The sequence below is a fragment of the Sphingobium sp. 3R8 genome, assembly GCF_020166615.1.
GTDB classification, from domain to species: Bacteria; Pseudomonadota; Alphaproteobacteria; order Sphingomonadales; family Sphingomonadaceae; genus Sphingobium; species Sphingobium bisphenolicum.
Map to the genome: position 1 here is coordinate 13,406 of NZ_JAIQXR010000026.1, position 20,738 is coordinate 34,143.

Below are 20,738 nucleotides of genomic sequence, written 5' to 3' on the forward strand. Positions count from 1 at the left end.
CGTGTCCATCTCCCCGTTTCGCGCGGCGCTATCGGGTCGAATCGGCCGCCTGGTTCGCGCAGATTGTGCGCCTATGATACATTTTGCGCAAGCCCATGTTGTTCAGCCCTCGTCATCCGATAGGCCCGTCGCAGGCCCGAGCCGGGCCAGCAGGTCGTGCAGGGTCGCCAGTTCGTCGGCGCTCAGCCGCTGCGTCATGCGCGCGTCGGACCGGCGGACCGCAGCCACCATCTTTTCGAGCTGGCGCGCGCCTTCGGGCAGCAAGGCCAGGGCGTTGGTCCGCAAGTCGCGGCCAGGCCGCCGTTCCACGAAGCCCTTGTCGGCCAGGATGTTGACCAGCTTCATCGCGCTCGACCGATTGATGCTGAGCGCGCGACCCAGCGCGGTCTGGTCGCAGCCGGGATTGTCGCGGATCAGGATGAGCGCAGTCATCTTCGCCGGCGACAGGTCGAAATCCGACAGCGCGGCGCGCGCGTCGGTTTCCATCAGCAGATTGGCCCGCTGCACGCGATAGCCGACGAGCGTCTGGAGATCGGCCCCCTGTTTCATCTGTTTCGATACCCTCTTGTCAAAATTGTATCCCAGGCGCACATATACAGGATATAGCCAGCCGCTGCGGAAAGCGATAGCCAAGTGTCCGTCCGGATCGGCCTGCGATAGCCTATATAAGGAGAGCGACTCATGGATCATGAATTTCGGATGCTGATCGACGGCGAACTGACGCCGGGCGCCAGCACGTTCGACGTGGTGAACCCGGCGACGGCAGAATCGTTCGCCGCCTGTCCCAAGGCCGACGAGGCGCTGCTGGAACGCGCGATCGCGGCGGCCAAGCGCGCCCAGCCCGGCTGGGCGGCAACGCCGGTGGAGGGGCGCGCCGCGCTGGTCCTGAAACTGGCCGATGCGCTGGAGGCGCGGATCGGCGAATTCGCCAGCCTGCTGACCGCCGAACAGGGCAAGCCGCTGGACCAGGCCGGTTACGAGATCATGGGCAGCGTCTTCACCCTGCGCGCCTTCGCCGCGATGCGGGTGGAACCTAAGACATTGAAGGACGAGGGCGGCAACAAGGTGATCGAGCATCGCACGCCGCTGGGCGTGGTCGCGTCCATCACGCCGTGGAATTTTCCGCTGATCCTGCTGATGAACAAGCTGGGACCGGCATTGGTGACGGGCAATACGATGGTCGCCAAGCCCGCGCCGACGACGCCGCTGACCACCCTGTTGTTCGGCGAGCTGGCGCAGGCGATCCTGCCCGCGGGCGTGCTGAACATCGTCTGCGACCAGAATGAACTGGGGCCGCTGATGACCGGGCACAAGGATATCGCCAAGGTCGCCTTCACCGGATCGACCGCGACCGGCAAGAAGGTCATGGCCTCCTCTGCCGGAACCGTGAAGCGGGTGACGCTGGAATTGGGCGGCAATGATGCGGCGATCGTGCTGGACGATGTCGACGCGCGGCAGGTGGCCAAGAAGGTCTATCAGGGCGCGATGACCAATGCCGGGCAGATTTGCGTCGCAGTGAAGCGCGCCTATGTCCCCAGCGCGCTGTATGACGATTTCTGCGACGAGCTGGCGAAGCTGGCGAACGAGGCGATCGTCGACGATGGCGCCAAGCAGGGTACGACCATCGGCCCGGTGCAGAACAAGATGCAATATGACAAGGTCAGCGCCCTGATTGCCGACGCCAAGACGCGCGGCACGGTGCTGGCGGGCGGCGAGCCGATGGACCGGCCGGGCTATTTCATCGCGCCGACCATCGTGCGCGACCTGCCCGAAGACGCGCCGCTGGTGCAGGAGGAGCAGTTCGGTCCGGTGCTGCCGGTGCAGAAATATGACGATATCGCCGATGTCATCGCCCGCGCCAATGACAGCGACTATGGCCTGGCCGGCACGGTATGGGGCAAGGATGTCGCGCGTGCGACCGCCGTGGCCATGCAGATCGACACCGGCACGGTATGGGTCAACCAGCATCTGGCGATCGACGCCAACATCCCCTTCCGCGGCGTGAAACAATCCGGACTGGGCAGCGAACTGGGCGAGGCGGGCCTGCTGGAATATACCCAGGCGCATATCGTCAACATCGTGGAACTGGCGGACGCCTGACCGTCATCCCGTTGTAACCTGCGAGCATCCTTTTGTAACCTGATAGGGGGCCGGCGACGCATAATGCGTCTTCGGCCCTCTCTTTTTGACATTTTCCACCTAGTCATTCGACATATTCGGAACATTCCATCGTGTGGTCATCATAGCCTCGATCCCAAGGGACCACCCCCTGATCGAGGAGTTCGCACTTGGCTTTTTCTCGCCTCGCCATTGCCGCCGTCGGCACCGTCACCCTCGCCGCCATGGCCATTCCCGCCAGCGCCCATGGCATCTGGTTCGCGCAGCGCGCGCGCCAACTGGCGCTGATCTACGGCGTGGGCGCGGACGATCTGGACGCGGTCAAGCGGCTGCCGCTGGTCAAGACCGTCACCGGCTATGACAGCGACTGGGCGCCGGTCGCCACTCGCCTGCGCGAAGCCGGCGCCATCCCGGTCGTCGACAGCGACGAACCGGTCGCGGCCGTCGCCGCGGTCATGGACTATGGCTATTGGAGCAAGACGCCCGACGGCGAGTGGCACAACAAGGGCCGCGACGAAGTGCCGACGGCGACGCTAGCCGAGCATAATTTCAAATATGCCGTCCATCTGACCCAGGTGCCGACCAAGCCGGTGCCGCTGTTCGAGGGGCACATGCTCCAGATCGTTCCCGCCGACCTCGCCATCCCCCAGAAGATGGGAGAACCGATGAAGGTGCGCGTCTACTATAAGGGCAAGCCGATCGCGGGTGCGACCGTGATGCAGGATTATGTCAACGATCCCGACGAGGCCGCGCCCGCCAAGACCGGCGCGGACGGCACCGCGACGATCAGGCTGCGCAACCAGGGCATCAATGTGCTGATGGGAATCTATGTCGGCCAGACGAGCGACAAGAAGGTGGACCATGAGGAATATCGCGCCTCCCTGTCCTTCGTCCTGCCGCATCTGCCCGAATAAGCCGCATTTTTCAGGAGATTATCCATGAAGACCGATATGTTCCGCACCGGGTTCCTTGGCGTCAGTCTGGCCGCCTTCGCCCTGATCGCCGCCCCGGCGATGCTGCACGCCCATGGCAGCATGAAACCGCAGCATGGCGGCATGGTCCAGATGACCGGCGAGACGATGATCGAGCTGGTCGCCGGCCCCAAGGGCGTCGATGTCTATCTGAGCGAAGAGGATGAACCGCTGGCGGCCGCCAGCTTCACCGCCAAGCTCACCCAGACGGCCGCAGGCACCAAGACCGAGGCGGCGCTCAAGCCCGCCGGCGGCAACAAGCTGAGCGCAGGGGGCTTCAAGGCCGCCAAGGGCGCCAAGCTGGTGGTCGCGCTGGTCGACAAGAGCGGGGCCAAGAGCTTCGCCACCTTCCAGGCGAAATAAGGCCATGCATAGCGCAACCCGCCCCCCGCTTTTCTTTCCAGGCGTGCGGCGGGTTGCGCTGCTGCTCCTGGGACTGGCCCTCGCCTGCATGAGCGCATCGCTCTGGGCGCATGGCGTCAACGAGAATGACAAGGCCTTCATCGAAGGCGCGTCGGGGATCAACATCATCCCCTATATGTATCTGGGCGCCAAGCATATGGTCACCGGATACGACCATCTGCTGTTCCTGGCGGGCGTCATCTTCTTCCTCTACCGGATGAAGGATGTCGGCGCCTATGTGACGCTGTTCGCGATCGGGCATAGCACGACGCTGCTGCTGGGCGTGCTGCTCGACATCCGCGCCAACCCCTTCCTGATCGACGCGATCATCGGCCTGTCGGTGGTCTACAAGGCGATCGACAATCTGGACGGGTTCAAGACCTGGTTCGGCGTGTCGCCCAATCCCAAGGCGGCGGTGCTGATCTTCGGCTTCTTCCACGGTTTCGGCCTGGCGACCAAGTTGCAGGAGTTGACACTGGCGAACGATGGAATGATATATAATCTCATAAGCTTCAATGTCGGCGTCGAACTCGGGCAGTTCATGGCGTTGACGATCATCCTGCTGCTGATGAACCTGTGGCGCCTGTCACCCAGCTTCAACCGCAGCGCCATCCTCGCCAACGCCGCGCTGATGACCGCCGGCTTCGTCCTCATCGGCTATCAACTGGCCGGCTATTTCACCCAAGGTGCCTGACATGACCATGCAAAGCGCATCCGCCCTCCCACCCCGCATCAGCCCCTCGCCCGCCACCCTCGCCAAGGCGACCGGCGGGGCCGCGCTGGCAGCGATCGCCATCGTCACCCTGTTCGTGCTGCCCGCCGAATATGGCATCGATCCGACGGGCGTCGGCAGCGCCATCGGCCTCAATGGCATGGTGGCCGGCGAAGCGGCCGACTCCGCCCCCGTCCCGGACGCCGCCGCGCCGACCGACGTCGCGATCCCGACCAAGGCGACCATCGCCAAGCCGGCGGCCTGGCGGCAGGATGAAATGACGATCACCCTGGCGCCGCATAGCGGCCAGGAAGTGAAGGCGCATATGACCAAGGGCGACAGTTTCATCTTCACATGGGCATCGACCGGCGGCCCGGTGAAGGCGGAAATGCATGGCGAGAAGGCCGGCGCCACCGACGGGGCGTTCACCGATTACTGGAAGGAACTGGACATGACCGGCGGCCAGGGCGACTTCACCGCGCCGTTCGACGGCACCCATGGCTGGTATTTCCGCAACAAGGGCGAAACGCCCGTCACCGTGACCGTCAAGACGGTCGGTTTCTACAAGGATCTCTTCCTGCCCAAGGGCGAGTGAAGAGGCAGGGAAGGGATAGACAGATGAACAGCATTGCGGCGCAGCCGCTCCTGACAGGCCTGAGCCCCGGCGCGACGTCGCCGGTGGCCGCCGCAAAGGCGCGCACGCGCCTGATCGCCATCGACGCGCTGCGCGGGCTCGTCATGCTGTTCATGCTGGTCGACCATGTCCGCGAGACATGGTTCCTGCATTTGCAGGTCACCGATCCGGTGGACGCCAACACGACCGATCCGGGCCTGTTCTTCACCCGATTCCTGTCGACCTTCTGCGCGCCGACCTTCGTTGCGCTGACGGGCCTGTCCGCCTGGCTCTATGGCCAGTCGCACAGCAAGGCCGAAGTGTCGGCATTCCTGCTGAAGCGCGGGCTGTTCCTGATCGTGCTGGAGTTTACCGTGGTCGGCTATGCCTGGCCGACGCAGGCGCCCGCCTTTCCGCCGACGGCGATCTGGCTGCAGGTGATCTGGGCGATCGGGATCAGCATGGTCGCGTTGGCCGCGCTGCTGCACCTGCCCCGCCCGGCGCAGTTCGCGATCGGCCTGGCGATCGTGTGCCTGCACAATCTGCTCGATCCGATCCGGCTGACGGCGCAGTCGCCCTTCTTCATTCCCTGGGCCATCCTGCACCAGCGGGAAAAGTTCGAGATCGCTGGCACCGTCTTCAAGACCACCTACCCGATCCTGCCCTGGATCGGCGTGATCCTGCTGGGTTACGCCTGCGGTCCCTGGTTCGCGCGCGGCACCGACCCGCAGCCGCGCATCCGACGGCTGGCGATGCTGGGCTTTGGCCTGATCGTCGGTTTCGTCCTGATCCGCTATCTCAACATCTATGGCGACAAGCCCTGGTTCGTCGCGCAAACCCCGCTGCGCACGATGATGAGCTTCCTGGCGCTCACCAAATATCCGCCGTCGCTGCTGTTCCTCATGCCGACGATCGGCACGGGATGCCTGCTGCTCGCGCTGTTCGAACGATATGAGGGCAGTGCGCTGATGCCGAAGCTGGCCCTGCTGGGCGGCGCGCCGATGTTCTATTATGTGCTGCACCTCTATGTGCTCAAGATCATCTACAATGTGGCGCTGGTCCTTTACGGGCCGACCAAGGGCACGGTTTTCGGGGTCGACCATCTGCGCTGGGTGTGGATCTGGGTCTTCATCCTGATCCCGGTCCTCTACTTCCCCACCCGCTGGTTCGCGCAATTGAAGCAGCGCCGCAAGGACATTTGGTGGCTCAAATATCTCTGAAGGCCACAGCCTTCAGACCATATGGCCGCTTTCTCCGGGAAGCGGCCTTTTCCGGGGGTTTTTGCATGATCGAACGCAGCAATCGAACGCAGCATTTTCATGCCGTAGCGCCCCGCGATTCACAATTTTGCGCCGTCCCATGCGCCAAGTTTGACGTAATATATCCGTAACTCAACCTAGCCTTGTCCCAAGAAGAGGTGGTCGAAAACACCCCGTGGGCCGGCCCCGACGACAGGATGCAAACATCCGCGCGGGAAACAAGAAGAAGACCAGCCGGTCCCCGTTTCGCAGGACATTCGGGAACAGCGACTTCATAAGGGGATAGCATCATGCGCACATCATCGGCCCTTCGTCTGGCCTTCGTCGCCAGCACCGCCGCCATCGCACTTTCATCCGCCGCACAGGCCCAGGAACCCGCCGCCCCGGCCGCGGACGGCGAAATCGTCGTCACCGGCCTGAAACGCCAATATTTCGGCGACACGCCGGTCAAGGAAATCCCGCAGGCCGTCCAGTTCCTGGAAGGCAAGCTGCTGGACGACCTCAACATCACCCGGCTCGACACCGCGCTGGAACTGGCGAGCGGCGTGTCGAAGCAGAATAATTTCGGTGGCCTTTGGGACAGTTTCGCGATCCGCGGCTTTGCCGGCGACGAGAACTTCCCCAGCGGTTTCCTGGTCAACGGCTTCAACGGCGGCCGCGGCTATGGCGGCCCGCGCGATGCGTCGAACGTCGAGCGGATCGAGGTGCTCAAAGGACCGAATTCGGCGCTGTTCGGGCGCGGCGAGCCGGGCGGCACGATCAACATCGTGACCAAGAAGCCGACCTTCGAGGAAGGCGGCCACTTCGCCATTGCCGGCGGCAGCTTTGAAACCTACCGGGTCGAGGCCGACTATAATCTGCCGCTGAGCGACAGCGTCGCGGTGCGCATCAATGGATCGTCCGAACAGGCGGAGAGCTTCCGCGACACGGTCGAGACGCAGAAATATACGCTGACCCCGTCCTTCCTGGCGAAGCTGTCCGAGAAGGACATCTTCACCTACGAACTGGAATATGTGAACCAGGAAGTGCCGTTCGAACGCGGCGTGGTCGCGATCCCGACGATCAATGCCGACAAAACGATCAGCTACAAGCTGGGCGCGATTCCCAACAGCCGCTTCCTGGGCAACCCCAATGACGGCCCGACCAAGGTCGAGGTGCTGGGCCATCAGGCGCAATATCAGCATGATTTCAGCGACGATTGGACGCTGATGCTGGGCGCGGGTTACAAGGACACGACATTCAAGGGTTTTTCCAGCGATCCTGAACTGGTGCTGGGCCGCCAGCGGCTCGACGATGACGGCCGTACCCTGTCGCGCCAGCGTCGATACCGCGATTACAGCACCACCCATATGGTGTTCCGCGGCGAAATCAGCGGCAAGCTGGAGACCGGATCGATCGTCCACAATATCCGCATCGGCGCGGACTGGGACAAGTTCAAGATCAAGACCTTCCAGACCCGCTATCGCCCGAGCGCGGCGGACCAGTCCTATGCGATCGATATCTTCGAACCCAATTACGATATCGTGGCACCCACGCCCACGACCGTCATCCAGAACGCCACCGAGATTCAAAAGGCCTGGGGCATCTATGCCCAGGACCAGATCGAGATCACCGAGCAGTTCAAAATCCGGTTTGGCGGCCGTTATGACGATTTCAGCCAGGACATCGACCTGCGCCTGAACGGCACCAACCCGCGCGCCTCCTACACCAAGTTCAGCCCGATGGCTGGCCTGGTGTTCGAACCGACCCCGAGCGTCTCGCTCTATGCCAGCTACGGCAAGGGCTTCCGCCCCAATAGCGGCGTAGGCTTCGACGGTCAGCCGTTCGCGCCGGAAACCAGCAAATCCTATGAGATCGGCGCCAAGTTCGTGACGCCCGACGGCCGGATCACCAGCACCCTGTCGCTCTACAAGATGAAGAAGGACAATGTGCTGACCACAGACCCGGTCAATGCAGGCTTTTCCAAGCCGGTCGGCGCGGCCGAGAGCAAGGGCGTGGAGTTCGACATGAACGCCAAGCTGCCGGCCGGTTTCGAACTCTTCCTAACCTATGCCTATACCGATGCGGGCTGGGCGACCAACGCGCTCGACCCCAATTTCGCTGCGCCGATCCGCAAGGGCGACCCACTGATCAACATTCCCAAGCATCAGGGCAATGCCTTGTTGTTCAAGAATTTCTCGATCGGCGATCATGAGGCGATGCTGGGTGCGGGCGTGACCCATGTCGGCCGTCGCCTGGGCGAAACCGCGACCACATTCTTCCTGCCGAGCTATACCATCGCCAAGGTGCTGGGGTCGTTCAACATCACCGACCAGATCAAGCTATCCGCCGATGTGAACAATGTCTTCAACAAGAAATATTATGCCAGCTCCTATGCGGCCTTGTGGATACAGCCGGGCACGCCGCGTCAGTTCACGGTGCGGGCGAGCTTTGACTTCTGACTTTTGACATTCGGGACGCCGCCCTGTCCCGATCGGCCGCCGGCGTTCCTCCCTCCAAGCTCCGGGACGTCGGCGGCCTTTTCTTTTCCTGCCGCATGAGGCGCTCGCATGACCCGGCCGACATGGCTTCGCATCCATCGCATTCTGGGCCTCACCATCGCCGCATTCCTGCTGGTGCAGGCGCTGACCGGCGCGCTGCTGCTCTATCGCGGACCGGCGGCGCGGGCGATCGATCCGGCAGGCATGACCAGCCGGGCGATCGGTCCCGCCATCTCCGCCGGCGAAGCGGTGGCGCAGGCGAACCGGACCATGCCCGGCCGGCATGTCGTCCGCCTGTTCGCACCCGACAGAGACGGCGCGACCTGGTTCGCGCAACTGGCGGACGACCAGGGGCGCACCGGCTATGCCTCGATCGATCCGGCCGGTGGCGCAGTGCTGCGCGCGGGCGGTATGTCAACCTTTCCGGTCGAGGCCGCGCTGCAGATCCATTATCGGCTGATGGCGGGCAAGGCCGGCATGGCGATGATCGCGCTCAACGCGCTGGCGCTGCTGACCATGGCAGCGAGCGGCCTCGCTTTCTGGTGGCCCAAGCGCAACATCGCCAAGGCGCTGACGATCCGCTGGTCGCTGGCCCCGCGGCTGGTGCTGCGGCAGGCGCATCGCACGGTCGGCGTGGTCGCCGCCGCTTTCCTGGTCATTCTCGCCGGAACCGGCCTGCTGCTGATCCTGCCCGAACTGGCCGACGCCAGCGCGGCGCCGAGTGCGGTCGCCGTCCCCGCGGCCGCGGTCGACCGCAGCCTGTCGCTGGCGCAGAGCGCCTTTCCCGACAGCGCGCTGCGCGACCTGCGGATCGAGCGCGACCGGCTGATCGTCAATTTCCACGCGCCCGAACGCAATGCGCGCGCGGTGCATCGCGCCATCGTCACCCTGTCCCGGCCGCATATCGTCGGCGCGACGCGCGCCGAGCAAAATGGGGCGCTGTGGATGACGGTGCTGCCGATCCATAGCGGCGATGTGATCGGCCCGGCCGGTCCCGCCATCTTGCTGATTGTCGCGCTGACGCTGGCGGCGCTCGCCCTTTCCGGCCCGATCCTCTGGTGGCAGGCTGCCGCCCAGCGCCGCCGTCCCGTCCGAAAGGCCATGCCATGACCCTGCTCTACACCTCCGATCCCGCGCGCGGCCGCATCTGGCGTGCGATTTTCGCGGAGGACGCGCCGGACATCGCCTTCGTCGATCCGACCCAGCCGCATGATCCCGCCGCGATCCGCTACCTCGCAGCCTGGGCACCTTCGGCGGAGTTAATCGCCAGCCTGCCTAAACTGGACGTCCTCTTTTCGATCGGCGCCGGGATCGACCAGTTCGACATGCGCGCGCTGCCGCCTCATGTCCGCGTGGTGCGCATGATCGAGCCGGGGATCGCGGCCGGCATGGTCGAATATGCGACGATGGCGGTGCTGGCGCTGCACCGGAACCTGATCGATTATCGCGAGGCGCAGAAGGACGCGCGCTGGGCGCCGATCAAGCTGGTCCCCGCGGGCGAGCGGCGGATCGGCGTGATGGGGCTGGGCAATCTGGGCCAGGCGGTGTTGCAGGCGTTGCAGCCGTTCGGTTTTGCCCTGTCGGGATGGAGCCGGTCGGCCCATGCGATCGCGGGTGTGCGTTGCCATGCGGGCGAAGAGGCTTTGCCGCGCTTTCTGGCGGGCTGCGACATCCTCCTCTGCCTGTTGCCACTGACCGACGAGACGCGCGGCATTTTGTGCCGGGATCATCTGTCGAAACTGCCCCGCGGTGCGGCGCTCATCAATGTCGGACGCGGCGGACATCTGGTGGAGCATGATCTGCTGTCGTTGCTGGATGACGGGCATCTTTCGGGCGCGGTGTTGGATGTGACCGAGCCGGAGCCACTGCCGGCCGACCATGCTTTCTGGACGCATCCGCGCATCCTGCTGACGCCCCATGTCGCGAGCATGACCCGCCCGGATGGGGCGGCGCGCGCGCTGATCGCCAATATCCGACGCTTTGCTGCCGGCCAGCCGATGGACGGCGAAGTCACGCGCGACCGGGGCTATTGAAGGTGCGACATTCCATGCCGCGCAACTGTCTGCCGCAGGGCTTTTCAGCTATCATCCGGCCATATTCGCACGCACGAAAGCGGCACGGCTAATGATGCCGAATGCCATGCCATAAAAGGCCGGAATCTGCCCCCCGACCCGAGCCAATCGGATGCATGTTCCGGCCCTGCCATGTCGTAATGCTGTTGTCACACGGCCCCGAGGGCCAATCATAGAACCCGCAAAGGACGCTCCGCCGATGCCCAATTTCCGGCCCAAATATATCAGCTTCGACTGCTATGGCACGCTGACCCGTTTCCGCATGACCGAGATGGCGACCGCCTTCATGGCCGATCGCATCGATGCGGAAAAACTGCCCGCCTTCTGCAAGGACTGGAGCGCCTACCGCTTCGACCAGGTGATGGGCGATTGGCAACCCTATCAGGAGATCATCCGCAATTCGCTGCGCCGCACCTGCCAGAAATGGGGCGTGGCCTATAATGAGGCCGATGCCGACGCGGTCTATGCCGCCGTCCCGACCTGGGGTCCGCATGACGATGTCGCCGGCGGCCTGTCCAAGATCGGCGACAAGATTCCGCTCGTCATCCTGTCCAACGCAATGAACGAGCAGATCCATCATAATGTCGCCATGCTCGGCGCGCCTTTCCATGCGGTCTATACCGCGCAGATGGCGCAGGCGTACAAGCCGCGGATGCAGGCGTTCGAATATATGTTCGATCAGCTCGGCGCGAACCCGGAGGATATGATGCACGTCTCCTCCAGTTTCCGGTATGACCAGAACACGGCCACCGACCTGCATTTCGGATGCCGCGTGTTCGTGGGTCGCGGCCATGAGCCGTCCAACCCCTTCTATCGCGACGTCGAAATCCCCCATATCGGCTGCCTGCCCGCGGTCGTCGGCCTGTAAACCCCGGATGGGCGCCTCTCCCCTCTCCTACTGGCTCGCCAGCGCGCCGCCCTTCATGGGCGGGGCGGAGGGCGCGGCCGAAGGCACGGCGGACGTCGCCATCATCGGCGGCGGCTTTACCGGCCTGTCGGCGGCGCTGGCGCTGAGCAAGCGCGGCGCCAGCGTCGTGCTGTTGGAAAAGGGGCGCGTCGTCGGGGAGGCTTCGGGTCGCAACGGAGGCCAGTGCAATAATGGCACGGCTCACGACTATGGCGCGCTCTCCGCCCGTTTCGGCAAGGATGTCGCCAAAGCCTATTATCGCGCCCATTGCGACGCCGTCGATACGGTCGAGCGGCTGGCGCGCGAAGAGAGCATCGATTGCAGCTTCAACCGCTGCGGCCGGGTGAAGCTGGCGGCCAAGCCGGCTCATTATGACAAGCTGGTCCGTGCGCACGACCTACTGACCGCCGAAGTGGACGAGAATGTCCGGCTGGTGCCGCCTGAGCGCATACGTGACGAAGTGGGATCGGATGCTTTCCACGGCGCGCTGATCCAGACGACCAGCGCGCAGGTCCATCCCGGCCGGTTCGGGGTCGGGCTGGCCGAGGCGGCGGCGCGGGCCGGGGCGCGGATTTACGAGCAAGCCGACGTCACCGATTTTCAGCGCGTGCCGCAAGGATGGCGCGTGACGTCGTCGCGCGGGACGGTAACGGCGAAACAATTGCTGGTCGCTACCGGTGGCGCGCCGGCTGTTGGCCCCTTTGGTTTTTTCCGTCGGCGGATCGTGTCGGTGGGCAGTTTCATCATCGCGACAGAGCCGCTGGACGACGCGCTGATCGACCGGCTGCTGCCGGGACGACGCAACTATGTGACCAGCAAGAATATCGGCAATTATTTTCGGCTGGCGCCCGACAACCGCCTGATCTTCGGCGGGCGGGCGCGCTTTGCGATCAGCGACCCGCGATCGGACGCGAAGAGCGGACTGATCCTGGAGCAGGCGATGGGGGAGATGTTCCCCGCGCTCAAGGGCGTGGGCATCGACCATATATGGGGCGGAATGGTCGACCTGACCGCCGACCGCCTGCCCCGCGCGGGCGAGACGGACGGGCTTTATTATTCCATGGGCTATAGCGGCCATGGCGTGCAGATGGCGACCTATATGGGGCAGCAGATGGCGCGGGTGATGGGCGGCGAGCCGGCCGCCAATCCCTGGGCCGGCCTCGACTGGCCGAGCGTGCCCGGCCATTTCGGCAAGCCCTGGTTCCTGCCGCTGGTGGGCCTGTGGTACAAATGGCAGGATATGATCCATTGATGGACGCGATGTCGCCCTTTTCCCGGCGAGACTTGATCGGCGCGGGCCTTGGCATCGGCGCCGGGCTGCTGCTGCCCGACGGCGCGCTGGCGGCGAGCAGGCCGCGAGTGGGCGGGCGCATCCGTGTCGCCAGCCTGTCCAGCTCGACCGCCGACACGCTGGACCCGGCCAAGGGCGCGCTGTCGACCGACTATGTGCGCCATTATATGTTCTATAGCGGGCTGACCGTGCTGGACCGGCAATTGATCGCACGTCCGGCGCTGGCCGAACGGATGGAAAGCACGGATCAGACCGACTGGCATGTGCGGTTGCGCAAGGGCGTGACCTTCCATGATGGCGCGGACCTGACCGCCGCCGATGTCGTCTGGTCGCTGCTGCGGCACAAGGATGCGGCGGTGGGCTCCAAGATGGCGCAGATCGCCGAGCAATTCGCGCAGGTCAAGGCGACCGGGCGGCATGAGCTGACCATCCGGCTGACCGGGCCCAATGCGGATTTGCCGACCATATTGGCGCAGTCCCATTTCCTGATCCTGCGGGCCGGAACACGCGATTTCCGTACCGCCAACGGCACCGGACCCTATCTGTGCGCGCAGTTCCGGCCCGGCGTGCGGACGCTGGCGCGGCGCAATCCTGACTATTGGAAGCCAGGCAAACCCTATCTGGAGGAGATCGAATTGATCGGCATTCCCGACGAGGTCAGCCGGGTCAATGCGTTGCTGTCGGGTGACGTCCATCTGGTGATCGCGGTCAACCCGCGGTCGACCAAGCGGATCATGGCGTCGCGTGGCCATGCGCTGCTGGAAACGCAGTCGGGCCTCTACACCAACCTCATCATGCAGCAGCGGCAGTTGCCGACCGGCAATCCGCATTTCGTCGCGGCGATGAAATATCTGATCGACCGGCCGCTGATCAAACGGGCGCTCTATCGCGGCTATGCGACGATCGCCAACGATCAGCCGATCCCGCCCTTCCACCCCTATTATCGCGCCGACCTGCCGCAGCGGTCGCTCGACCTGGACAAGGCGAAATGGCATTTGCAGCGCGCGGGCCTGACCGGCGTGCGCCTGCCCGTCTATGCCTCGCCCGCCGCGGACGGATCGGTCGATATGGCGTCGATATTGCAGGAATATGGGTCGCGGGTGGGGTTGAAGCTGGCGGTCAACCGGGTGCCGGCGGACGGCTATTGGTCGACCCACTGGATGAAGCATCCGCTGGGGTTCGGCAACACCAACCCACGTCCGACCGCCGACCTGCTGTTCAGCCTCTTCTATAAATCCGATGCCGCCTGGAACGAGAGCGGATGGCAGAATCCGCGCTTCGACCGGCTGTTGCTGGAGGCGCGGGGCGAAGCCGACCAAGCGCGGCGCAAGCAGCTTTATGGCGAGATGCAGGGGCTGGTCCACGATCATTGCGGCGTCGGCATCCCGGTCTTCATCAGCCTGATCGATGGTTACGACCGGCGGTTGAAGGGGATGTATCCCGTCTCGCTAGGGGGCCTGATGGGCTATCAATTCGCAGAACATATATGGTGGGAAGGCTGATGGCGGGCGCATCCTCCCAGAGCGGCATGAAGGCCGCGCTGACATTGATCGCCAAGCGGTTCGCCTCTTCACTGCTGACGCTGCTTCTGGTGTCGGTGACGATCTTCGTCATCGCGCAACTGCTGCCCGGAGACGCCGCGCAGGAAGCATTGGGGCAGAGCGCCACGGCGGAGCAGGTCGCGGCGCTGCGCCATGAAATGGGTCTCGATCGCCCGGCCTATGTCCGCTACGCCGACTGGCTGGGCGGGATGGTGAGCGGCGATCCGGGCCAGTCGATGGTCGCCAACATGCCGGTGTCCGAAGTCATCAGCGACCGCCTGCCCAACAGCCTGTTGCTGGCCGCGCTGACGGCGCTGGTGGCCGTGCCGGTGGCGCTGACGATCGGCATCGGATCGGCGATGAACCAGGGGGGGAGGATCGACCGGGCGCTCAATATCGCCACCTTGTCCATGGTGGCGGTGCCGGAATTTCTGGTGGCGACGATCGCGGTGCTGATCTTCTCCGTGAAGCTGCGCTGGCTGCCCTCCATCGCGCTGGCTTCCGAAGAGATGGGATGGGGCGACTATCTGCGCGGGGTCGCCATGCCGATCCTGACATTGAGCGTCGTCGTCATCGCGCAAATGGCGCGGATGACGCGGGCGGCGGTGATCGACCAGATGGACCGACCCTATGTCGAGATGGCGGTGCTGAAGGGCGTCGCGCCGGTGCAGGTGGTGCTGAAGCATATCATGCCCAATGCGATCGCGCCGATCGTCAACGCCATGGCATTGAGCCTGTCCTACCTGCTGGGCGGGGCGGTGATCGTGGAGACGATCTTCAACTATCCCGGCCTCGCCAGCCTGATGGTCAATGCCGTCACCAGCCGCGACATGCCGCTGCTCCAGGCCTGCGCCATGATCTTTTGCGCGGCCTATCTCCTCCTGATGCTGATCGCGGACGTGACCGCGATCCTCGCCAACCCCAGGCTGCGCGCACAATGATCGCTTCCGCTTTCAAACGGGCGAAAGCCCTGCCGCTGTCGGGCAAGGTCGGCCTGACGCTGGTCCTCTTCTGGTTGGCTGTAGCGCTGTTCGGGCCGATGCTGGCGCCCTATCCGGTCGGCGCGTTCGTGGCCTATGACGTGTTCGACGGGCAATCCGCCGCGCATTGGCTGGGTAGCGACTATCTGGGCCGCGATGTGCTGAGCCGGTTGTTGTCAGGCGCACGCTATACGGTCGGTCTGGCGGCGGCGGCGGCCATGCTGGCGAGCGCGACCGGCACGGCGCTGGCGCTGACCGCGGCCGTCGGCGGCGCGAAGGTGGACGAGCCGCTGTCGCGCTTCATGGACATGTTGATCTCCATTCCGTCCAAAATCTTCTCGCTGGTGCTGGTCGCAGCCTTCGGGTCGTCGCTGCCGCTGCTGCTGCTGATCGCCGCGATCACCTATGTGCCGGGCAATTATCGCATCGCCCGCGCGCTGGCGGTCAATCTGGCGCAGATGGACTATGTGCAGGTGGCGCGGGCGCGTGGCGAGGGGCGGTTCCATATCGCCATCGCCGAAATCCTGCCCAACATGATCCATCCGCTGCTCGCCGATTTCGGACTGCGCTTCGTGTTCATCGTGCTGCTGTTGTCGGGCCTGTCCTTTCTGGGGCTGGGCGTGCAGCCGCCCGACGCGGATCTGGGCTCGCTGGTGCGCGAGAATATTTCCGGGCTGGGCGAAGGGGCGCTGGCGATTTTGGCGCCGGCGGTGGCGATCGCGACTTTGACGGTGGGGGTGAACCTGCTGATCGATGCACTGCCGGGACGGGGGAAAGGCCGATGATGGAAAAGCCCCATGTCGAGGTCAAAGGCCTGACCGTGACCGCGCGCAATGCGGCGGGCGAGAGCTTTCCGATCGTCAGCGGCATCGATTTCGCGTTGCAACGCGGCGAGGTGCTGGCGCTGATCGGCGAGAGCGGGTCGGGCAAGACGACGATCGCACTGACCCTGCTGGGCCATGCCCGGCCGGGCGCGACCATCGCGGGCGGCAGCATCCGCGTAGGTGACGCGGAGATCACGACGCTGGACCGCAGCGCGCTGGCAGAGCTGCGCGGCAATCGCATCGCCTATATCGCGCAGAGCGCCGCGTCGGCGTTCAACCCGTCGCGCACGATCATGGATCAGGTGATCGAACCGGCGATGATCCATGGACTGATGCCGCGCGCCACGGCGGAGGCGAAGGCGGTCGATCTGTTCCGCGCGCTCGCCCTGCCCTTCCCCGACACGATCGGCACGCGCTATCCGCACCAGTTGTCGGGCGGGCAGTTGCAGCGGCTGATGGCGGCGATGGCGCTGATCACCGATCCCGAACTGGTGATATTGGACGAGCCGACCACGGCGCTGGACGTGACGACGCAGATCGAAGTGCTGCGCGCGTTCAAGGCGGTGGTGCTGGAGCGCGGGGCGACCGCCATCTATGTGTCGCACGACCTGGCCGTGGTGGCGCAGATGGCCGACCAGATCGTGGTGTTGAGCCAGGGTCGCATCCGCGAGGCGGGCGCGGCGGCGCAGATCCTGCACGCGCCGGCCGACGACTACACCCGCACGCTGATGGCCGCAGCGCGCCCGGCGATCCGGCCGACGCCGGTCAAGGTCGCCCTGCCCGCCGCCGCGCCGCTGCTGGAAATCCGCAATGTGACGGCCGGCTATGGCAGGATCGGCAAGGATGGACTGCCGCGCGTGCCCGTGCTGCGCGACATCAATCTAACGATCGAGCGCGGCGGCACATTGGGCGTGATCGGCGAAAGCGGATCGGGCAAGTCGACCATAGCCCGCGTCATCGCCGGGCTGCTGCCCCCGGCGAGCGGGCAGGTGCTGCTGGATGGCGAGCCGTTGCCGCCGGGGCTGGACGGGCGCAGCCGCGAGCAGTTTCGCCGTATCCAACTGGTGTTCCAGAATGCCGACACGGCGCTCAATCCCGCGCATAGCGTGGGGCAGATATTGGCGCGGCCGCTGGCCTTCTATGCCGGGTTGAAGGGCAATGCCGCGCATCTGCGGGTGCTGGAACTGCTGGACCTCATCCGCCTGCCGGCCAGCCTGATCGACCGCAATATCGGCGGCCTGTCGGGCGGGCAGAAACAGCGCGTCAATCTGGCGCGGGCCTTGGCCGCCGACCCGCAGATCATCCTTTGCGACGAGGTGACGTCGGCGCTGGATACCGTCGTTGGCGCGGCGATCCTGGAGCTGATGGCGGAGCTGCGCCGCGAACTGGGGATCGCGACGATGTTCATCAGCCACGATATTTCGACGGTGCGGGCGATTTGCGACGACATACTGGTCCTCTATTCGGGGACGATGGTCGAGACGGGACCGCGTGCGGCCTTCGCCACCGCCCCCTTCCATCCCTATACCGACCTGCTGATCGGATCGGTGCCGGAAATGCGCGCGGGCTGGCTGGAGGAAAGCCATGCCGGGGCTGCGCCCCCGCCGATCGGCGCGGCGGGCGACCATCCCGACCTCTGCCGTTTCCTGCCGCGCTGCGCCGCGCGCGTGGACGGCCTGTGCAACATCACCCCGCCACCGCGCCATCCGCTGGACAAGGGATCGGCCGGGGTCAGCCGCATATTATGCCATCATGGAGATGAAAGCTTGATCGCGTCATGAGCCGGTTCGTTCGACTGGGTGAAACCGACCGCCCGCCCGTGACCCTGTATGTCGACGGCCGCGCCGTAGAGGCGATGGAGGGTGACACGCTGATGGTCGCGCTGCTGAGCGCCGGCGGCACGCTGCGCCAGAGCGAGTTCGGACCGGAGAAGCGGGCGGGATTCTGCCTGATGGGGGCATGCCAGGATTGTTGGGTATGGACGACAAGCGGCGATCGCCTGCGCGCCTGCTCCACCCTGGCCGCATCGGGCCAGAGCATCGTCACCAGCCAGCCGGGGGCGTCATGGCCGAACAACGCATAATCATCGTCGGCGCAGGCCCGTCTGGCACGCGCGCGGCGCAGGCCTGCGTACAGGCCGGCATCCGTCCCACCGTGATCGACGAAGGGCGGCGCGACGGCGGGCAGATCTATCGCCGCCAGCCGGACAATTTTACCCGGCCCTACGCCAAACTCTACGGCACGGAAGCCGGGCGGGCGCAGGCGTTGCATGAGACGTTCGACGGACTGAAAGCGGCGATCGACTATCGGCCCGAAACGCTGGTTTGGAATATCGCCAAGGATCATGTCTGGACGGCGAGTGCGACGGTTCAGGAGGCTATCCCGTTCGACGCGCTGCTGCTGTGCACCGGCGCGACCGATCGGCTGATGCCGGTCAAGGGCTGGCATTATGCGGGGGCCTATAGTCTCGGCGGGTCGCAGGTGGCGCTCAAGAGCCAGGCGGTGTCGATCGGGCATAAGGTCGTGTTCATGGGATCGGGGCCTTTGCTTTATCTGGTCGCGAGCCAATATGTGGAGGCCGGTGCGGATGTCGCGGCGGTGCTGGATACGTCGCCGTTCGGCGCGCGGTTGAAGGCGCTGCCGGATTTGCTGGCGATGCCCTCCGTCCTGTGGAACGGGGTGGCGCTGACGCGGACGCTGAAGCGCGCGGGCGTAATGGTGCAGCATGGCGTGACGCCGGTCGAGATCATGGGCGATGCCGAAAGCGGCGTCGGCGGTGTGCGCTTTTTTGCCGGATCAGGCCGTGAAGAAACGATCGCCTGCGATGCGGTGGCGATGGGCCATCATCTGCGGCCTGAGACGCAACTGGCCGATCTGGCGCGCTGCGCCTTCGCCTTCGACCCCGGCACGCGCCAATGGTTGCCGGAGCGCGACGGCGACGGGCGTTCGAGCGTGGCGGGCGTCTATCTGGCCGGCGACGGCGCGAAGATATTGGGCGCGCGATCGGCCGAGGCGAGCGGGCGGCTGGCGGCGCTCGCGGCGCTGGGCGATCTTGGCTTGCCGGTCGACAAGGGCGAGATGACCTCGCTGCGCAGCGAGGTTGGCCAATATGCCAGGTTCGCGCGCGGGCTGGCGAAGGCCTTTCCATGGCCCGCCCGACAGGCCCCAGCCCTGCCCGACGACGCCATATTGTGCCGCTGCGAGGGCGTGACGGCGGGCGACCTGCGGGCGGTGATGCGCGAAACTGGCGCGCAGGAAGCCAATCGCGCCAAGGCGTTCAGCCGGGTCGGCATGGGGCGGTGCCAGGGACGCTATTGCGGGCTGGCTGCCGCCGAACTGATCGCAGCCGAAGCCGGCGTGCCGGTGGAACAGGTCGGCCGCCTGCGCGGACAGGCGCCGGTCAAGCCGCTGCCTATCGCGATCGGAGACGGACAATGAGCGCCGCCAGCGACGTCATCATCGTGGGCGGCGGGTTGATGGGATCGTCCGCCGCGCTATTCCTGCGGGGGCATGGCATCTCGGTCACCTTGCTGGAAACCGACCTGATCGGGCGGCAGGCGAGCGGCACCAATTTCGGCAATGTCCGGCGGCAGGGACGCGGCATTCACCAGTTGCCGCTGGCCAATCGCGCTATCGCCATCTGGCGCCAGTCGCGCGAATTGCTGGGCGCGGACGTCGAATATCTCCAGTCCGGGCATATCCGCGTCTGCTATCGCGAACGGCCCGAACTGGTGGGGGCGATGGAGGACTATGCGGCGCAGGCGCGGCTGGAAGGGCTGGACCTGGAATTGCTGAGCGGCAACGCGCTGCGCGACAAATTTGCCTTTTTCGGGCCGGATGTTCTGGCCGGCTCCTATTCGCCCACCGACGGCCATGCCAATCCCCGGCTCGCCGCCCCGGCCTTCGCCCGCGCCGCGCGGAAACTGGGCGCGGTGATCCACGAAAACACGAAGATCGTGGATGCGCAGAAAATAGGCGAGGATTTCATCGTCACGGCTGCGGACGGACGGACATTCCGGGCGCCGATCCTGCTGGTGACGGCGGGCGCATGGGGCAATGCGCTGTCGTCTCAGTTCGGAGAGCCGGTGCCGATCGTGCCGCGCGGGCCGAATATGAGCGTGACCGAGCCTGTGCCTTATGCGATCCTGCCCGCGGTCGGGGTGATGACGCCGATCGAGGAAGAAACGGTCTATTTCCGTCAGGTCGCACGCGGCAATATCGTGCTGGGGGGCAGCACCCGCGGCCCGTCCTTCCCCGACCAGTATCGCGCCTATGTCGAACCGCAGAATACACTGAGCCAGTTGCGGCAGATCCGTCGGCTCGCGCCGTCGCTGGGCAAGCTCAACATCATCCGCGTCTGGTCCGGCATCGAGGGCTATATGCCCGACAGCCAGCCGGTGATGGGGCCGAGCGCGACGACCAGCGGCCTCTATTACGCCTTCGGCTTTTCCGGGTCGGGGTTCCAGATCGGGCCGGGCGTGGGCGAAACGATGGCGGAGATCATCGCGAAAGGCGGCACGGACATTCCGATGGAACCCTATCGGATCGGGCGGTTTGCGGCGGGCTGA

General features: G+C 65.2%; 19 protein-coding genes. 18 read left to right on the top strand and 1 reads right to left on the bottom strand.

The window, feature by feature from the left end:
- Nucleotides 1-102: 102 nt before the first annotated feature.
- Nucleotides 103-549 (bottom strand): MarR family winged helix-turn-helix transcriptional regulator, encoded by a 447-nt coding sequence (locus K9B33_RS19930; RefSeq protein ID WP_224550867.1) that lies wholly within the window; start codon nucleotides 547-549, stop codon nucleotides 103-105.
- Between the two features lie 132 nt (nucleotides 550-681).
- Between K9B33_RS19930 and K9B33_RS19935 the strand changes: the two genes are divergently transcribed.
- From K9B33_RS19935 to K9B33_RS20020, 18 genes are all read left to right on the top strand, one after another.
- On the top strand, nucleotides 682-2,100 hold the full coding sequence (locus K9B33_RS19935; RefSeq protein ID WP_224550868.1) for an aldehyde dehydrogenase family protein: 1,419 nt from the start codon (nucleotides 682-684) through the stop codon (nucleotides 2,098-2,100).
- A 188-nt stretch (nucleotides 2,101-2,288) separates the two neighbouring features.
- Nucleotides 2,289-3,032 carry a DUF4198 domain-containing protein gene (locus tag K9B33_RS19940; protein WP_224550869.1) on the top strand — a complete coding sequence of 248 codons (744 nt, stop codon included), beginning with the start codon at nucleotides 2,289-2,291 and terminating at the stop codon, nucleotides 3,030-3,032.
- Nucleotides 3,033-3,056: 24 nt separating this feature from the next.
- A complete protein-coding gene (locus K9B33_RS19945) occupies nucleotides 3,057-3,452 on the top strand; it encodes a hypothetical protein (RefSeq protein ID WP_224550870.1) in 396 nt (131 codons plus the stop codon).
- Nucleotides 3,453-3,456: 4 nt separating this feature from the next.
- On the top strand, nucleotides 3,457-4,185 hold the full coding sequence (locus K9B33_RS19950; protein ID WP_224550871.1) for a HupE/UreJ family protein: 729 nt from the start codon (nucleotides 3,457-3,459) through the stop codon (nucleotides 4,183-4,185).
- A 1-nt stretch (nucleotide 4,186) separates the two neighbouring features.
- On the top strand, nucleotides 4,187-4,798 hold the full coding sequence (locus tag K9B33_RS19955; RefSeq protein WP_224550872.1) for a hypothetical protein: 612 nt from the start codon (nucleotides 4,187-4,189) through the stop codon (nucleotides 4,796-4,798).
- A 23-nt stretch (nucleotides 4,799-4,821) separates the two neighbouring features.
- Complete coding sequence (locus K9B33_RS19960; RefSeq protein WP_224550873.1) at nucleotides 4,822-6,036, top strand: DUF1624 domain-containing protein; 1,215 nt, start codon at nucleotides 4,822-4,824, stop codon at nucleotides 6,034-6,036.
- A gap of 329 nt (nucleotides 6,037-6,365) precedes the next feature.
- Complete coding sequence (locus K9B33_RS19965; protein WP_224550874.1) at nucleotides 6,366-8,516, top strand: TonB-dependent siderophore receptor; 2,151 nt, start codon at nucleotides 6,366-6,368, stop codon at nucleotides 8,514-8,516.
- 108 nt (nucleotides 8,517-8,624) lie between these two features.
- A complete protein-coding gene (locus K9B33_RS19970) occupies nucleotides 8,625-9,665 on the top strand; it encodes a PepSY-associated TM helix domain-containing protein (protein WP_224550875.1) in 1,041 nt (346 codons plus the stop codon).
- Nucleotides 9,662-10,588, top strand: coding sequence for a 2-hydroxyacid dehydrogenase (locus tag K9B33_RS19975; protein ID WP_224550876.1), 927 nt, complete (start codon nucleotides 9,662-9,664; stop codon nucleotides 10,586-10,588). The genes K9B33_RS19970 and K9B33_RS19975 overlap by 4 nt, the downstream gene beginning before the upstream one ends.
- 238 nt (nucleotides 10,589-10,826) lie before the next feature.
- A complete protein-coding gene (locus tag K9B33_RS19980; protein ID WP_224550877.1) occupies nucleotides 10,827-11,495 on the top strand; it encodes a haloacid dehalogenase type II in 669 nt (222 codons plus the stop codon).
- A gap of 7 nt (nucleotides 11,496-11,502) precedes the next feature.
- A complete protein-coding gene (locus K9B33_RS19985; protein ID WP_224550878.1) occupies nucleotides 11,503-12,786 on the top strand; it encodes an NAD(P)/FAD-dependent oxidoreductase in 1,284 nt (427 codons plus the stop codon).
- Nucleotides 12,783-14,327: an ABC transporter substrate-binding protein gene (locus tag K9B33_RS19990; protein WP_411974044.1), complete on the top strand. Its 1,545-nt coding sequence runs from the start codon at nucleotides 12,783-12,785 to the stop codon at nucleotides 14,325-14,327. Before K9B33_RS19985 ends, K9B33_RS19990 begins: the two co-directional genes overlap by 4 nt.
- Nucleotides 14,327-15,307 carry an ABC transporter permease gene (locus K9B33_RS19995; protein WP_224550880.1) on the top strand — a complete coding sequence of 327 codons (981 nt, stop codon included), beginning with the start codon at nucleotides 14,327-14,329 and terminating at the stop codon, nucleotides 15,305-15,307. Before K9B33_RS19990 ends, K9B33_RS19995 begins: the two co-directional genes overlap by 1 nt.
- Nucleotides 15,304-16,131 (top strand): ABC transporter permease, encoded by an 828-nt coding sequence (locus K9B33_RS20000; protein ID WP_224550881.1) that lies wholly within the window; start codon nucleotides 15,304-15,306, stop codon nucleotides 16,129-16,131. The genes K9B33_RS19995 and K9B33_RS20000 overlap by 4 nt, the downstream gene beginning before the upstream one ends.
- Complete coding sequence (locus K9B33_RS20005; RefSeq protein ID WP_224550882.1) at nucleotides 16,128-17,951, top strand: ABC transporter ATP-binding protein; 1,824 nt, start codon at nucleotides 16,128-16,130, stop codon at nucleotides 17,949-17,951. The genes K9B33_RS20000 and K9B33_RS20005 overlap by 4 nt, the downstream gene beginning before the upstream one ends.
- Nucleotides 17,948-18,253, top strand: coding sequence for a (2Fe-2S)-binding protein (locus K9B33_RS20010; RefSeq protein WP_224550883.1), 306 nt, complete (start codon nucleotides 17,948-17,950; stop codon nucleotides 18,251-18,253). Before K9B33_RS20005 ends, K9B33_RS20010 begins: the two co-directional genes overlap by 4 nt.
- Complete coding sequence (locus K9B33_RS20015; RefSeq protein WP_224550884.1) at nucleotides 18,235-19,608, top strand: NAD(P)/FAD-dependent oxidoreductase; 1,374 nt, start codon at nucleotides 18,235-18,237, stop codon at nucleotides 19,606-19,608. The genes K9B33_RS20010 and K9B33_RS20015 overlap by 19 nt, the downstream gene beginning before the upstream one ends.
- Complete coding sequence (locus K9B33_RS20020; RefSeq protein ID WP_224550885.1) at nucleotides 19,605-20,738, top strand: NAD(P)/FAD-dependent oxidoreductase; 1,134 nt, start codon at nucleotides 19,605-19,607, stop codon at nucleotides 20,736-20,738. The genes K9B33_RS20015 and K9B33_RS20020 overlap by 4 nt, the downstream gene beginning before the upstream one ends.